The sequence below is a fragment of the Halomonas sp. DP4Y7-1 genome, assembly GCF_019800705.1.
In the GTDB taxonomy this organism is placed as follows: domain Bacteria; phylum Pseudomonadota; class Gammaproteobacteria; order Pseudomonadales; family Halomonadaceae; genus Halomonas; species Halomonas litopenaei_A.
The window spans coordinates 126392-140913 of the sequence record NZ_JAHVKS010000003.1; the positions used below are offsets into that span (position 1 = coordinate 126392).

16 protein-coding genes are annotated in these 14522 nt (G+C 60.9%); 7 read left to right on the top strand and 9 right to left on the bottom strand.

Features of this window, described 5'->3' with window-relative positions; all coding sequences use genetic code 11:
• Positions 1–36: 36 nt before the first annotated feature.
• The 3 genes from KUV72_RS06965 to KUV72_RS06975 all read right to left on the bottom strand — a co-directional run bounded on the left by KUV72_RS06965 (position 37) and on the right by KUV72_RS06975 (position 2949).
• Entirely contained in the window at positions 37–1260 is a 1224-nt protein-coding gene (locus KUV72_RS06965; protein ID WP_197037084.1) for a M23 family metallopeptidase, read from the bottom strand.
• A complete protein-coding gene (locus tag KUV72_RS06970; protein ID WP_035470163.1) occupies positions 1257–1934 on the bottom strand; it encodes a DsbA family protein in 678 nt (225 codons plus the stop codon). The genes KUV72_RS06965 and KUV72_RS06970 overlap by 4 nt, the downstream gene beginning before the upstream one ends.
• A 100-nt stretch (positions 1935–2034) precedes the next feature.
• Positions 2035–2949 carry a cation diffusion facilitator family transporter gene (locus tag KUV72_RS06975; protein WP_035470160.1) on the bottom strand — a complete coding sequence of 305 codons (915 nt, stop codon included), beginning with the start codon at positions 2947–2949 and terminating at the stop codon, positions 2035–2037.
• A 206-nt stretch (positions 2950–3155) separates the two neighbouring features.
• Here KUV72_RS06975 and KUV72_RS06980 point away from each other — a divergent pair, with 206 nt between their 5' ends.
• Positions 3156–4538: a DegQ family serine endoprotease gene (locus KUV72_RS06980; RefSeq protein ID WP_222237867.1), complete on the top strand. Its 1383-nt coding sequence runs from the start codon at positions 3156–3158 to the stop codon at positions 4536–4538.
• A 137-nt stretch (positions 4539–4675) separates the two neighbouring features.
• On the opposite strand, the gene cadR is transcribed toward KUV72_RS06980, so the two are convergent.
• Positions 4676–5083: a Cd(II)/Pb(II)-responsive transcriptional regulator gene (gene cadR, locus KUV72_RS06985; protein ID WP_035414187.1), complete on the bottom strand. Its 408-nt coding sequence runs from the start codon at positions 5081–5083 to the stop codon at positions 4676–4678.
• Positions 5084–5180: 97 nt separating this feature from the next.
• Here cadR and KUV72_RS06990 point away from each other — a divergent pair, with 97 nt between their 5' ends.
• The gene (locus tag KUV72_RS06990; protein ID WP_035414185.1) at positions 5181–6077 is read left to right on the top strand and encodes a cation transporter; all 897 of its coding nucleotides are present in this window, start codon (positions 5181–5183) and stop codon (positions 6075–6077) included.
• A gap of 193 nt (positions 6078–6270) precedes the next feature.
• Positions 6271–6492 carry a hypothetical protein gene (locus KUV72_RS06995; RefSeq protein ID WP_108131996.1) on the top strand — a complete coding sequence of 74 codons (222 nt, stop codon included), beginning with the start codon at positions 6271–6273 and terminating at the stop codon, positions 6490–6492.
• Here the strand turns inward: KUV72_RS06995 and KUV72_RS07000 are convergent, their stop codons facing one another.
• The 3 genes from KUV72_RS07000 to KUV72_RS07010 form a co-directional block, all read right to left on the bottom strand.
• Complete coding sequence (locus KUV72_RS07000; protein ID WP_035470151.1) at positions 6493–7113, bottom strand: class I SAM-dependent methyltransferase; 621 nt, start codon at positions 7111–7113, stop codon at positions 6493–6495.
• 67 nt (positions 7114–7180) lie between these two features.
• Entirely contained in the window at positions 7181–8833 is a 1653-nt protein-coding gene (locus tag KUV72_RS07005; protein ID WP_035470148.1) for a multicopper oxidase family protein, read from the bottom strand.
• A 38-nt stretch (positions 8834–8871) separates the two neighbouring features.
• Positions 8872–9030, bottom strand: coding sequence for a hypothetical protein (locus KUV72_RS07010; RefSeq protein WP_222238070.1), 159 nt, complete (start codon positions 9028–9030; stop codon positions 8872–8874).
• Here KUV72_RS07010 and KUV72_RS07015 point away from each other — a divergent pair.
• The 4 genes from KUV72_RS07015 (at position 9014) to KUV72_RS07030 (ending at position 11491) form a co-directional block, all read left to right on the top strand.
• Positions 9014–9247: a cytochrome c biogenesis protein CcdA gene (locus KUV72_RS07015; protein WP_261317384.1), complete on the top strand. Its 234-nt coding sequence runs from the start codon at positions 9014–9016 to the stop codon at positions 9245–9247. The genes KUV72_RS07010 and KUV72_RS07015 overlap by 17 nt on opposite strands.
• Positions 9248–9324: 77 nt before the next feature.
• Positions 9325–10137, top strand: coding sequence for a WD40/YVTN/BNR-like repeat-containing protein (locus tag KUV72_RS07020; RefSeq protein ID WP_242520795.1), 813 nt, complete (start codon positions 9325–9327; stop codon positions 10135–10137).
• Positions 10130–10588 (top strand): c-type cytochrome, encoded by a 459-nt coding sequence (locus KUV72_RS07025; RefSeq protein WP_035414159.1) that lies wholly within the window; start codon positions 10130–10132, stop codon positions 10586–10588. Before KUV72_RS07020 ends, KUV72_RS07025 begins: the two co-directional genes overlap by 8 nt.
• A gap of 717 nt (positions 10589–11305) precedes the next feature.
• On the top strand, positions 11306–11491 hold the full coding sequence (locus tag KUV72_RS07030; RefSeq protein ID WP_222237868.1) for a hypothetical protein: 186 nt from the start codon (positions 11306–11308) through the stop codon (positions 11489–11491).
• Between the two features lie 171 nt (positions 11492–11662).
• On the opposite strand, the gene KUV72_RS07035 is transcribed toward KUV72_RS07030, so the two are convergent.
• Both KUV72_RS07035 and KUV72_RS07040 read right to left on the bottom strand, forming a co-directional pair.
• Entirely contained in the window at positions 11663–12787 is a 1125-nt protein-coding gene (locus tag KUV72_RS07035) for an L-talarate/galactarate dehydratase (RefSeq protein WP_261317385.1), read from the bottom strand.
• A gap of 262 nt (positions 12788–13049) precedes the next feature.
• Positions 13050–14351, bottom strand: coding sequence for an aminotransferase class V-fold PLP-dependent enzyme (locus KUV72_RS07040; protein WP_261317386.1), 1302 nt, complete (start codon positions 14349–14351; stop codon positions 13050–13052).
• Between the last annotated feature and the right edge of the window lie 171 nt (positions 14352–14522).

The following is a 14522-nucleotide window of genomic DNA, read 5'->3' on the forward strand; positions in this document are numbered from 1 at the left end:
ACCGAGGCGGGTTGCATCGCAAGCCCGCCTGGTGGCTTATCGATTGTCCAATGCGGCCAGATCGGGAGCAGCGGACGTTCCAATGTTTTTTTGCAGACGTGTCCGAGCCTCGAAAAGTGCGCTGCGATACTCCTGGCGTGTGGGTGACTCACTCAGAAGGATGAGTTGCCCTTCCTCGAGAGGATCCACGGGGCGGTCATCCACTCTCACCTCGTAGTGCAGGTTGGGCCCCGTGGCGAGTCCGGAGGCCCCTACCTCACCCAGTTTTTCGCCGGCCTTGATGGAGTCCCCGACCGCCAGCCTGGCGACGAACCGGCTGAGGTGCGTATAGCGACTGATGGTGCCCGTCTCGTGCTCTATCTCGACGACACGACCATAACCTCCCCGGCGACCGATGAAGGAAATGCGCCCCCGTGCGGTGGCCATGACCGGGGTGCCGCGAGGCGCGGCAAGATCGATACCGTCATGACGTCGGACCTCTCCGGATACGGGATGGCGCCGGTTGCCGAAGGGAGATGTCAGGCGTGCGCCGAGAACCGGAATCTGCAAGGAGTCCAAGAGGCTACCATTTTTAAATAGCATCACGGTGGTTCTCTGGTCCGCCGGCCACAGCACCTCCAGCCGCTCCCCCTGGTCAACCAACCTCATATAGGTCAGACGGGGAGGCCCGACTCGAGTGCCATCCTCACGGCGATCTTCTTCCCACAGTAATTGCAGGCGCTCGCCCCCCGCGATATCACGGCGTGTGTCCATGAGTCCGCCCAGCAGCATGTCAAGCTCTGCTGCGAAACGCCTGGGTATCTCCTCAGCCTCCAAGGCGGCATAGAGTGACGTCTTGACATCTACTTCACGACCCAAGGTCAGGGTGTCGAGGCGAGGCTGGACAATGCGCGTCGACGGACGCTCACCCAGGGTGACGACGTACTGAATACCCGAGTCACGCTCGATGGCCACCGACACCGGCTGTCCCGTCGCCATAGAGGTGAAAGTGATACGATCTCCGGGCAGCAATCGTCTCGGGTCGAACCTGTTCGCCAGCGAGGTCGCCGCTTGGGTGCGCATCTCGGCATCCACGCCAAGCTGCTGCAGCAGTGCGTCCAGGGTATCCCCTGGTGCCACAGTGAGCTCTTGGGCGACGCGACCTTGTGCCCTGGCCGATACCGGCTTGGCCGGTGATAATCCGGCACGCTCTTGCCAACGGGCTTCAGCCAACACGGGGCTCAGGACCATCAGTCCCGCTAGCAACCAGCGTCGTGTCATGATGCATCCCCTTCGCCGGAGACCTCGGCTACCTCACGGTTAACGGCGTCGACCAGCTCCTGCATGCCGAAGGGGTCCAACAGCTCGCCATTGACGAAGAAGGTCGGCGTCTTGCTGATCTGGTTGGCCTCGACGTCAGCCTTGTCCTGGTCGAAGACCGCCTGTACCTCTGGTGAATTGAGCTGCTCTTCGGCTGTGGCTCTGTTCAGTCCGGCCTCGCTGGCGATCTCCATGATCGCTTCCTCATCGACACTGCCATGAGCCGCCCACTGGCTCTGCCGAGCCAGCAGCGCCTCCAGCACCGGTTGGAAGGCATCCTGGCGCCTGGCCACTTCGAGCACGCGAATGGCGGTTTCGGATACGTCTCCGTGGAAGGGGGTGTAGCGCACCACCAGCCGCACCTTCTCGGGGTAGGCTTCCAGGATGCGTTTGGTCAGCGGATAGAAGGCACGGCAGGCCTCACAGGCCGGGTCGAAGAACTCCACGACCGTCACCGGTGCCTCTTCCGATCCTAGGACCGGCGAGTGCGCGCGCACCAGCGAATTCTCGGCCTGTGCACCCTCTCGGCTCGCCGTCTCGGCGCCCATGCCCAACAACGAGGGCCTCGACACGATCACGATGATGGCCGTCAGCATCAACGCTCCGGCCAGGATAAACGTCGCCTTTTTGTACATTTTTCTCTCAATTTCAAAGAGTTAGGTTTAAAAAAGCTCAGGATACTGCTGAGTGGAGCTCAGCCGCTGTTGGGTGCCTAAGTCGGCGAATAGTGGCGTGTTATCCATGCCCATAAAGGTTGGCATCCTGATGTGCATAATCAATATGCTCGAATTCCAAGCTGGAGTGGCCAATGCCAAAGCGCGCTTTCAGCTGAGCTTTGATATCCGCCTTGATCGCCTCGAGCTGCTGCCAGCCGGCTTCCGTCGTCACCACGTGGCAGTCAAGCGCGGCGGTATTCTCCTGCATTTGCCATAGGTGAACATGATGCACATCCTCAACCCCTTCGACGCTGCGCAGGAGATCAATGACGGATTGACCATCGACATCGGGTGGCGAGCCCAGCATCAGTGTCCGGATAGGGGTACCTATCTCCGTAAAGGCAAGATAGAGAATATAGAGTGCAATACCGATCGTAATCGCGGGGTCTACCCAACGCATGTCATACAGCAGAATCAGTGAGCCCCCGATGATCACGGCGATGGACGCAAAGGCATCAGACAGGTTGTGCAGGAAGAGGGCGCGGATATTGACGCTATGTTTTTGCATCGACCAGGTGAGCAAGGCCGTTAGCGCATCGACAAGAAGAGCGACAATGCCAATGATAACGACTATCCAGCCCTGAATCTCTGGCGGGTTGATCATGCGCATGAAGCCTTCGTAAATTAGATAAATGCCAACGATAATGAGGGTGGTGTAGTTGATCAGCGCTGCGACAACCTCGATTCGGCCATAGCCAAACGTCATCTGTGAGTCGGGCGGTCGTCTCGCGATCTTGCGGGCAGCAAACGCAATGACAAGCGCAGCCATGTCGGAAAAATTGTGCAGCGCATCCGCGATCAGCGAGAGGCTTCCCGCCAGAATGCCCCCAACGATCTGGGCAAGGGTCAATATCCCGTTGGCCCAGATGGCGATACTCACCCGACGGTCACCAGAGGTGGGGGCAAGATGGGGATGATCGTGATGATGTCCCATGCGTCATCCTTGTGGTGTCACCTGATGACCCAGCAGTATAAAACCTATAGCAACTCAAGCTTCAAGCCCGAACTCTGTTGAAGGCCGAGCCGGGGTTAGGAGTACGGAACTTTGCATAGTGGGCACTGTACCAAGTTGGCTACCATGTTCCATGCCCCCGGAAGGAGCCCATTGTGATACCCAAGCCTTACTCGCACGCCTGGCTGATGAGCTTAGCTTTACTGCTGATGGTGGCAACGCCAGCCCTCGCCGAGCCACAGCTGCCGGACTTCACGGAACTGGTCGACGAGGCCGCGCCGGCCGTGGTCAACATCTCCACCTCCCGCAAGGTCGAGAGGTCCATGACGTCCTCACGGCAATTTGGGGGGCAGGAGGTGCCGGAGATCCTCCGTGACTTCTTCGACGACCGCTTCCCGATGCCACCTGGCGGTGCGCCCAATCGCAATGAAGAGCCGCGTCGGTCACTGGGGTCGGGCTTCATCTTCGATCAAGACGGCTACATCATGACCAACGCGCACGTGGTCAAGGAGGCCGACAAGATTCTGGTGCGCCTCAACGACCGTCGCGAACTCTCGGCCGAGCTGGTGGGGGCCGACGAGAAGACCGATGTGGCGGTCCTCAAGGTCGAGGCGGATAACCTACCCACCCTGCAACTGGGCAACTCCGACAACCTCCAGGTCGGCCAGTGGGTCGCCGCCATAGGCTCACCCTTCGGCTTCGACCACTCGGTGACGTCCGGGATCATCAGTGCCATCAACCGCACCCTGCCCCAAGACGTCTACGTTCCCTTCATCCAGACCGATGTGGCGATCAACCCGGGCAACTCGGGCGGACCACTGTTTAACCTCGACGGTGAGGTCGTGGGCATTAATTCCCAGATCCTGACCCGTAGTGGAGGCTACATGGGCCTCTCCTTCGCCATTCCCATTGATGTGGCACTGGATGTGGCCAACCAGCTCCGTGAAGAGGGGTACGTGAGCCGCGGCTGGCTGGGCGTCAGCATCCAGCCGGTATCCAAGGACCTGGCGGAGTCCTTCGGCATGGAGCAGGCCGAGGGTGCCTTGATTGCCCAGGTCGAGCCCGGCAGCCCTGGGACACAAGGCGGCCTCAAGGCCGGTGATGTCATCCTTGAGGTGAACGGCCAGGAAGTGGACCACTCCACCACGCTGCCGCGCCTGATCGGTGAGACGGCCCCCGGCGAAGACGTTGATCTCTCCGTGTTGCGCGATGGTCAGCAGGAGACCATCACGGTGGAAGTTGGCGAGTGGCCGGATGCCGGCCCCGGTCAATCCGATGGCGACCCGGTTCGACTGGGCATCGCGGTTCAGCCGTTGAACGACATGGAGAAGCGTCGGCTTGGCATCGATCACGGGGTGCGCATCGTCAAGGTGGCCCCCGCCGGACATGCCGCTGCCGTCGGCATTCGCCCCGGCGATGTGCTGGTCAGACTGGGCCAGCAGCCGGTAGAGAGTCCGGAACAGCTGAAGGAGATGCTGACCCGCCTGCCAGATGATCAAGCGGTGCCTGTTCTGCTCAACCGCGAAGGCCGCACCTACTTCGTGGCCCTGCGAGTGGGCAATGGTGACTAACCGCGACTGAGTAGCGTTCAATACATCAGCACAGCGGCGCCCTGGCGAACAGGATCGCTGGGGCGTTTCTTCAGACTCTCGTACATTCTAATGCACGGCTGGGGAGGGTATCCGGATTTAATGGTTGATGCGTCAACCTACTGTTGGTGCATGCTTCCCTCGCTAATTCCAGCAAGAACCCCACACGCCTCAACTTCCCGGCCATCGTTGCAACTCGCTCTCAGTGAAACGAGTTGTTTCTCAAGCGCCTGTAGAGCGGTTATCTGCGAGCGCACGTGAGAGATGTGATCATCGAGCAAAGCGTTCACGGCGGCACAAGGTTGGTGAGGGTCGTCCTGATACCTCTGTAGCTCGTGAATCTCTGCTAGCGACAGGTCCAGGATTCTGCAGCGACAAATGAAAGCCAGCCGCTCACCATGTTCCTCGGTATAGACACGGTAACCGTTCTCCTGCCGATCAGGCGACGGTAACAGGCCCTGTCGTTCATAGAAGCGGATCGTCTGTGTATCGACCCCTACCAACTCTGCCAACTGACCAATACGCACCAAGCTCCTCCTCAACGGATTCTCTCCGCTCTGTTGACCTTATAGTGACTATATGGTTTTAAATGATAGCCCGATAATATTCAAGTGGAGTCGTATCATGAGCAAAACCTGTGGAGCCCCCTGTGGCGGCGATGCGACGCCCATAGCGGATACCGATATGCGTCGCTCCTCCGAAGCATCGGGGAAATGGGTCAGCGTTTATGCCGTGCCGAAGATGGACTGTCCATCGGAAGAGCGAATGATTCGCCTTGCCCTGAACGGCTTTGAGGAGATTCGGGTGCTGTCCTTCGACTTGTCGAACCGCCGATTAGAGGTCGTGCATGACGGCGAGGTCGAGCCCATCACCGCAAAACTGACAACCTTGGGGCTAGGAGCCTCGCTTCAGGAAACGGCCGCTGCCGATCCTGAGTCGATCAAGGCGGTCGGTGACACGTCGGCCTCTGCCGCGCAGGAGTCCGGCACCCTGCGTTGGTTGCTCGGTATCAATGCGGTCCTGTTCGTGGTGGAAATGACGGCCGGCCTGATCGCGCACTCCACCGGCCTGATTGGAGAATCCCTGGACAATTTTGCCGATGCGGCCGTGTACGGGCTCGCCCTGTATGCGGTTGGGCATAGCGTAAAAATGCAGGTGCGTGCCGCGCATCTTGCAGGTGTGCTCCAACTGATTCTGGCGGTTGGCGTACTCGCAGAGGTGGTCAGGCGCTTTGTATTCGGTAGCGAGCCTGAATCGCTGATGATGATGGCGATTGCATTCGTCGCATTGATTGCCAATACCAGTTGTCTGCTGCTGATATCCAAACATCGAGAGGGCGGGGCGCACATGAAGGCAAGCTGGATATTCTCGGCCAATGACGTGGTGATCAACCTGGGGGTCATCACCGCCGGCGCCTTGGTCGCGTGGACCGGAACCAATTATCCGGATCTGATTATCGGCACCATCGCGGGGGTCATTGTGCTCAACGGTGCCAGGCGCATTCTGGCGCTCAAGGGTTAAATAATGTCTATTAATAGCTATTCAGTGGCCTGCTGAGCCAGTTCACCTAGCAAAGTCACCTCAAGCACGACGCCAGTGTTGCGAAGACACTCTGGAGCCTGGTGGCCTCCCTCGCCACGGGCAATGGCGCGCGTCCGATCTGGACGCCTTTCGTCAGGATCCGGTCACGGCGAAGCTGCTGGGCATCGAGACCGTGCCGGCGAGAGGCCGCCTCGGCAAATACCTGGTACGCATGGGGACGGTCCACCTCGACGCGCTCCAGAGCATCGCTCGCTACTGGGCAAGGCACTTGGCGCCGCCGATCCTGGACTATCAGGTCAAGACCCTGAGCTATGTGCCAGTGTTCGTGGATGGCACCGCCATCGAAGTGGATGGCCAGTTGTTCGGGGAATCGCCTCATTACACGCGAGCTTGATCAGCGGGGAACAGCACCCCCCCAGAAATTGAAGCCAGCGAACCTCGGGACCTTCGAAAGATAGCCCGTCTCCATCCGCTGGATACCGAAGCCTGCGTGCCCGATAAGCTCGGGTATGTCGCGGTTGAGATGGCAGCCCCCCGCCACTCTGCGCCACAGGGGATTGATACGGCGCTGCCACTGGCGTACGGCTTCGTCGGGCGCCGTGCCGTGTTCGCAGAACAGCAGTTGGCCACCCGGCTTGAGCACGCGACGCATCTGCTCCAACGCCCGGTGCCAGTCCGGAATCGTGCACAGGGTGTAGGTGAGCACCACGGTATCGACACTGTTGTCGTCGAGAGGGACCTCCTCGCCCGGCAGGTCCAGCCAGCGCACCTCGAACTGTGCGCTGGCGACGTTGTGGCGGGCCTTGCGTCGCATGCCTTCGGAAGGCTCGAGCCCCCAGACCAGCTCGACCCGGTCCGGATCGTAGTGGGGAATATTGAGCCCGGACCCCATACCCACCTCCAGAACACGGCCCCGGGCTTGCGGCACCACGGCCGCCCGCTGACGATCGACCACCGTGTTGCCACACGCCAGGTGGAGGAAATGCGGCAGAACACGATTCTCGTAGAAGGACATCTGTATCGTCATCCCGTGTGGTTGCCAGGTGATCGAAATACGGTGTGATCGAAACCAGACCGGTTCGTTATGCCACCACCTTGAAGTAGCGCATCATACCGGCATCCTCATGCTCCATGGTGTGGCAGTGGTACATGTAGAACCCCTCGAAGTCCTTGAAGGTCAGAGCGATGCGCACCCGTTCCTCCGGGAACACCAGCACCGTGTCATGCAATCCCGCGTCGATGATCCCATCGTGCAGGTCCGTCTTGCCGCCCGCCGATATCCGCTCCTGAACCAGGAATTGCAGTCCATGAACGTGCATGGGGTGCGGCATCATGGTGTTGTTGACGAACTCCCAGATCTCCGTCTGCGCCAGCCGGACGATCTCGTCATCTGCCACCGTCGCGCCCTCCATCTGCCGGCCGTTGATCGTGAACCCCTGCATCATGCGCATGCCCAGCTCGAAGCGGCGTACTGGCGTATCGGCCTGAACCGGGGAGGCCGGCAGGTCTTGAGCCAAGCGTTCCGGCAGGGTTTCCGCATCGTTCGCCCGTGCGACGACGGCGAAGGTAACTAGCGAGAGCCGCTCGCTTCCCATCATGTCGCGCATCATGCCTCGATCCATCATCTCGCCCATTCGATCACCCATCATCCCTCGATCCATCATGCCGCCCATTCGATCGCCCATCATGCCCCGGTCCATCATGTCGCCCATTCGCTCGCCCATCATGCCGAGTTGGTACTCCTCGCTCACCAGCTGTACGGACTCTCCCGGCTCGGTGTCGCCAAAATCGACCCACAGATCGATCCGTTGGGCCGGCGCCAGTGTGACCGAGCGGCGCCGCTCGGGCTTGGCGAGCAGGCCACCGTCGGTGCCGATGACGGTCACCGCCCGGCCATCGCTCCAGGCCAGCTTGTAGATGCGCGAGTTGGAGCCGTTGAGCAGGCGCAATCGATATGGCTGCGTGGACACCTCGCGTCGCGCGTCCGGGTGGCCGTTCACCAGTACCCGCTCCCCGCGAAAGCCCTGCATGCGGGTCATCATCGCCCCCATGCCACCATCGTCGATGTACTGAAGCTCATTGCCATTGCTAAAGGTGCGATCCTGCAGGATGAGGACCAGTTCCCGCTCTCCGTCGGGGAGCTCCAAGGCACGCTCGGCGTCGTCGTTGATGATCAGTGGACCGGCAAGGCCGGCGTAACTCTGAAAGCCAACCCGGCCACCATCGGGGCCGTGAGGATGGGGGTGGTACCAGTACAGACCGGCACGATCCACGACATCGAAGGCGACCGCCATGCTCGTCGCTGGCGCGATCGGCAGGCGCGGTTGACCATCCACGTCCGGTGGTACGTGCAGACCATGCCAATGCACGGTGGTGTCTTCGGGGAGATCGTTGTCGATGCGTACCCGCAAGCGCTGACCACGACGCAGGCGAATCAATGGCCCCGTATAACTCTCACCCACGGGCGTCAGGGTATCTTCAGGCCCGACGATTCGCTCGGCCGTGTAGCGCCAGACGTCGCTCGGCGCACCGGGCAGGATAGCCACCTTGTCGGGACGGGCTCGCACACGCAGGTCGACGTCGAAGGGCCCCTCCATGGCCGTTGACGCGGACGCCGCCCGCAGAGCGGGGCGATATCTCCCGGTCCATACCCCGGCCCCCACCAGGGTCGACAACGCCGCCACACCGCCGATGCGGCGCAATACGCTACGTCGCTGCAGGTCGACATAAGCCATGATGCTCCCCCTCCTCTATGGTTGTCGGCGGCCCCGGCTCATAGCTTGGCGGCGCGTAGCCGCAGTGCGTTGGCGATGACCGAGACCGAGCTCAGGCTCATCGCGGCGGCGGCGTAGATGGGACTGAGCAGCCAGCCGGTGAACGGAAACAGCGCCTCGACGGCCAATGCCTCGAGCGGAATGGCGTTGCTCGGCATCTATTCGCTGGGCCTGGGGGTGCCCTTTCTGTTGACGGCGGTGTCGCTCGATCGCTTCCTGCACCACCAGCCATTCCTGCGCCGCTGGGGCCGAGTCATGCATCTGGCGGCCGGGCTGATCATGATCCTGATGGGCATCTTGATGATCACCGGCAAACTGACCGAGCTGTCCTATTGGTTATTGCGCACCTTTCCGGCGCTAGGCAGCATCGGCTAGCCATTATTCGAGGAAATATTGCAATGAACAAAATCACGGGTCGCTTCTGGCGTGCCCTGTCACTGACGAGCTGGGTCATGGCCAGTCTGAGCTTCGTCAGTATGGCCGGGGCCGCCGAGGAGGCATTGCCGTCGCTGAGTTATGACCAAACAGGCGAACGGCTGCTCAAAGTACAGGCCAACCAGCTTTTCGAAAGCACGGATGGCGGGGCGGCCTGGACGATGATTCCCTTGCCCGACGAAGTAGCGGAGGGACGGTTGGTAACGGTATCGGAACCGGCAACAGCCGAACAGGCCCTCTATATCGCCGGCCCCTCGATCGGGGTGCAGCGCAGCACCGATCATGGAGAAACCTGGCAGGAACTCAACGATGGCTTGCCTAACCAGGACGTTACCGCCTTGGACGTGCACCGCCATCAGCCCGAGACACTCTATGTGGTGATTGCCGACGACGGCCTCTACCAGAGTGAGGATGCCGGCACGACCTGGAAGAAGATGGATAGCGGTCCTGCCCAACCCGTTCGCCGGCTCATCCACTCCGATATGGAGGGGAGCATGCAGACTGGCTGGCTCTATGCGGTGTCCGACGATGCGGTTCGCCTGTCGATGGATTGCTTCTGCGGCTGGCGACCGACCGGGGAGCTCGATGCCGGCAGAGTCTATGATCTGGCCTACAAGCTCGACGATCCCGAACACGTCTATGTGGCCACGGAGCAAGGCCTGTGGCGCAGCGACAATGGCGGCCAGGAGTGGCAGCAAGTAAAGGGTGATGGCCCGACGTTCGTCACGCTTACGCTTGCGCCGCAGGGAACGCTCTATGCCCTGGATCGCGAGGGGGAGCTCATGCGCAGCGAAGATCAGGGCCAAACCTGGACACCCCCCGATGCGTAAGCTCTGGATCCTCGTCACAACGTGGCTGCTGATGAGTGCCGCCGGGCAGGCCATGGCGGGGGGTGGCCCCTCTTCGCGCGATACCTCTCGGCTGGAAGAGGGAGAAAGGATCTACCAGCAGTACTGTGCCAGCTGCCACGGCAGCGAGGGCGAGGGCCAGCCGAACTGGGAGCACCAGAATGCCCAGGGCGAATTGCCCGCTCCCCCTCACGGGCCGGAGGGGCATACCTGGAAACACTCCGATGCGATGCTCTACCGGATCATCGCCGAGGGATGGCGCGACCCCTGGAACAAGACCGAGCGACTGACGATGCCGGCCTTCGAGAATGTCCTGACCCCCGCCGAGATCCGCTCCGTGGTGAACTATCTCAAGACGTTATGGACGCCGGAGCAACGACGTCATCAGGCGGAAGAAAGCGAGGGAGCCCCATTTCCGTCGCAGAGTGAGTAGCTGTGGGGCTAGGGAAGCGCTGCGTAAACACCTCCGCAGCTGACGGAGAGTCAACCGCAGGGTAAAACCTGGCTTTCTTGCCACTGTCTGACCAAAGCCAACCGATGAAGCAGATTTCTGTCGCTCAGGCTCAGCAACAGAACAAGAAGAAGGTTCCCCGCAGCGAACGGTGTCTGGGAAGCCTTGAACAGGACATCATGCACGCCCCCAAGGTCAGTAGCGGCATTTTCACCACTACGCTGCTGACATTACTCTCAATACCAGCCCAGAGGTGGTGGACATTTCATCGCACGCACGAAGCCCCCTGCGAGAGCGTCACCTTGAGCTGATTGTGGTAGGTTTGCATTTGCTCTCAGCTAGGACTGTCTCTCTCCTACCAGATGGGGAGTAAGATGGGTAGGAACAAATAAAAAACTATGCATAAAATAAAACTAACCAACTGTTTTATAAATAAAAAATACATCAAATTACATCTTCAGATCCAGAATATTGAGTGATGGGCAGAGGCGCCTGAGAAAGGCGCTTCCATATCCCGGTGAAGGACATTCAGCGTCGATTCCCGCGTAGTCTGCTGACACTTTATGCTCCAAACGTTACTCGAGCGCGCTGCTTTATGAACGCAGGGGGAACGCCTGAGCCGGTGTTCGAACAGGCCGGCTCACAGCGCCATATTCTCGATAACCGCCACTTCCACGCCCTCATCAAGGAGGCACGACCATGACTCAGCCGACGCCGGATACCCAAACTATGCTCGAAAGCCTCCGCGACGCAGTCGCCGAAACCTTGGAGCGCAAGCGGCGACTGGGTCAGTACGCGGTGATCTGGCAGGATGGCAAACCCGTGCTGATAGGCGATGATGCGCCGCCTTACCAGGTGGATGACCAAGCTCAGGACTCGAACTGATGGGAAGGGAGGCGCTCTAAGTGAGACCCGGCAGCTCAGAGCCAAGAGGCAGTCTCAATGAACCACTGCAATATCTGCTGGATCAGGCACACTATGGCGATGACTCGCCGCCTTTGACACGGTCGTGGACCGAGACCATCTCAGCAAAGGCACCTACCTTCCAGCCGACTACTATGCACCGAAACGCTCTCTAGCCACGGTCCAGTGGCGCGTCTGCTCGCTGATGGTCAGGCCAAATCCCGGCCCCTTGGGCAGCTGCATGCTGCCGTCACGGATCTCGATGCGCTCGTCGAACAGCGGTTCGAACCATTCGAAGTGCTCGACCCAGGTATCACCGCGATACGCCGCCGCCAGCGGCAGGTGGATTTCCATCACGAAGTGCGGCGCCAACTTGAGATTGGCCTGGGCAGCAGCACTTGCCACGTTCAAGAACGGCGAGACTCCGCCAAAACGGGGCGCATCCGGCTGCAGGTAGGTTACTGACTCACGCTCGATCAGTCGCCTCAGCGACTCCTCGCTGGTCAGCATTTCGCCGGTGGCGATGGGGGTGTCGAGCCGGGCATTGAGCCAGGCATGCCCCTCATAGTCATGGGCGTGCAGAGGCTCCTCGATCCACACCAACCCCAACTCATCGACGGCACGTCCGAAGCGCAGAGCGGTGGTTCTATCCCACTGCTGGTTGGCATCGATCATAATCGGCACGCCGTCGCCCAAATGCTTGCGCAGCGCGACGACCCGCCGAATATCCTCGGCCACGTCGGGTTGGCCGACCTTCATCTTCACCCCGCCGATCCCGTTGGCCAGGGCGCGGTCGGCGTTTGCACAGACCTCCTCTATCTGGGTACCAAAGTATCCCCCCGAGGTGTTGTAGGTGGGCACGGCCTCGCGCTGAGCACCGAGCAGCTTGGCCAAGGGTAGTCCCGCACGCTTGGCCTTCACGTCCCATAGCGCCGTATCGAAGGCCCCGATGGCCTGCACCGCCACCCCACAGCGACCTACCGACGCTCCCTGCCACGCCAGCTTATGCCACAACCGGGCGATATCGTTTGGGTCCTCGCCGATCAGAAAGGGGGCCAGTTCCTGAGCATGGGCAAACTGAGCCTTGCCGCCGGCTCGCAGCACATAGCCAAAGCCCAGGCCGGTGTGCCCGTCCCGCGTGGTGATCTCGGCGAAGGTCAGGGACACTTCCGTCAATGGCTTCTGTACCCCGGTCATCACCTTGGCGTCACTGATGGGGCGCTTCAACGGCAACAGCACATGGGACAACGTAATCTGGGCAATGACATCATGAGGCATGGCGGGTTCTCTCCTTCGCGCGCGGGCAGGCAGGCAACAAAGACGACAATACGTCATACATACTATCTTAAGTAAAGATAGACGGTCGTGAATGCACCTGCATCGCTCGGCGCCAGAGCCCTTAGTAAGAGGCCCCCTTAGTTAGAAGCCCTCTCGTTAGAAGCCCCTTAGTCGGAAGTCCCGAGCCAGCTGCTCTGTATGAAAAAACACTCGATCAAAAAGAGCTAGCACCTGCGGTTCTTCCGCCCTTGCCGACCCAATGTCACCGGCACTTTACCACCTCTGCCAGCGCGCTCAGGCAAGCATCGACCTCCTCAGGCGTGTTGTAGTGGGCCAGCGAGACTCGGGTAACTGAGGGCAGGCCCAAGGGACGCAGGATATTGCCCGAATAGGCGTCGTCCTTGCGGGCGTGGACGCGGATACCGCGCTCGCCAAGCTCGGCGACGATGTACAGGGCGTCACGCCCTTCCACGCAGAACGACACCGCGCCCTCGCGCCAGGGGCTATCGACCTCGCCGATCAAGGTCACGCCGGGCAGCTCCTTGAGCCCGGTGATGGCGCCGGAGCCACGGATCAGCCGCTGTATCAGCGCCGCCTCCTGGTCATGCATGGCCTGGCCGGCCGCCAGCAAGCGCGCTCGACGATCCTTCGCCGTGGTGAACTTCCCGCCCAGCCACTCGAGATACGCCACCATCTCGCTGGCACCCGCCCAGGCAGCAGGGTCGCGGCTACCCAGTTCCCAGGCGTCGTCCGGCTTGCCCGCTAAACGGTCATGGTCCACGACGCTCAGGCGCGGAGAGACCCAGGCGTAGCCATCGTTGAAGGGACAGAACACCTTGTACAGCGACACCGCGTAGGCATCGACGCCATAGGCCGATACCGACAGGGCTCCGTGGGGGGCATGCTGGATACCATCGACGATGATGTAGCAGTCCGGCGCGATGGACCGGATCGCTGCGGCGATGGCCGCCACGTCCTGGGTCATGCCGGTGACCGGACTGGTGTGCAGAATCGTAGCGACGCGGGTGTCAGGCTGAACAACGCGGGCATACTCCTCGGCCGTCACTCTGCCTGTATGAGGGTCAAAGGGCACCGTCAGGCGCTGTCTGTCGGTGCGCTTGGCCCACACAGCGGTGGCGTCAAAGGTCGCGGGGTGTTCCAGTTCGCAGGCGACCATACTGCCACCTGGTGGCGCGGCAGTGGCGGCAGCGCGAATCACCCGAAACAGACACTCGGTGCCGGTCTCACCGCCGAACACGACGCCATCCTCGACGCCCAGCAGGCAGCCCATGGCCTGGCGCCCGTCGACGATCATGGCCGAGATAGCTCGAGACGCCTCATTGTCGCGATGGTCGTTGTCCGGCAAGGCGGCCACTTCCGCCATGCGCGTGACCACCGCCTTGAGGGTCAACGAGCCACCGGCATTCTCGAAAAAGACCCGGGGGCCGGTGTAGGGACAGTGATCCACGTGATGAAAGCGAGCGCGAACCTGCTCCATCAGCGCGTCGTCGAAGCCACTGACGGCGGTTGTGTGGATGGTGCGGGAATCCTGAGTATGGGTCATGGGCTGGTCCTGAATGCAGAGCGCCATCTTCGAAGGTCAACAATCTTCGAGGGTCAACACCCGCTGGAGCGAACAGGCGAGAGGCCCGCTCCACCAAGGCTTCCCAAGATCCCACTGGCCCTAGTGGATAGCAATGCCCATTGCCGCCTAGCCGCCAGCAATGCAGCCCCC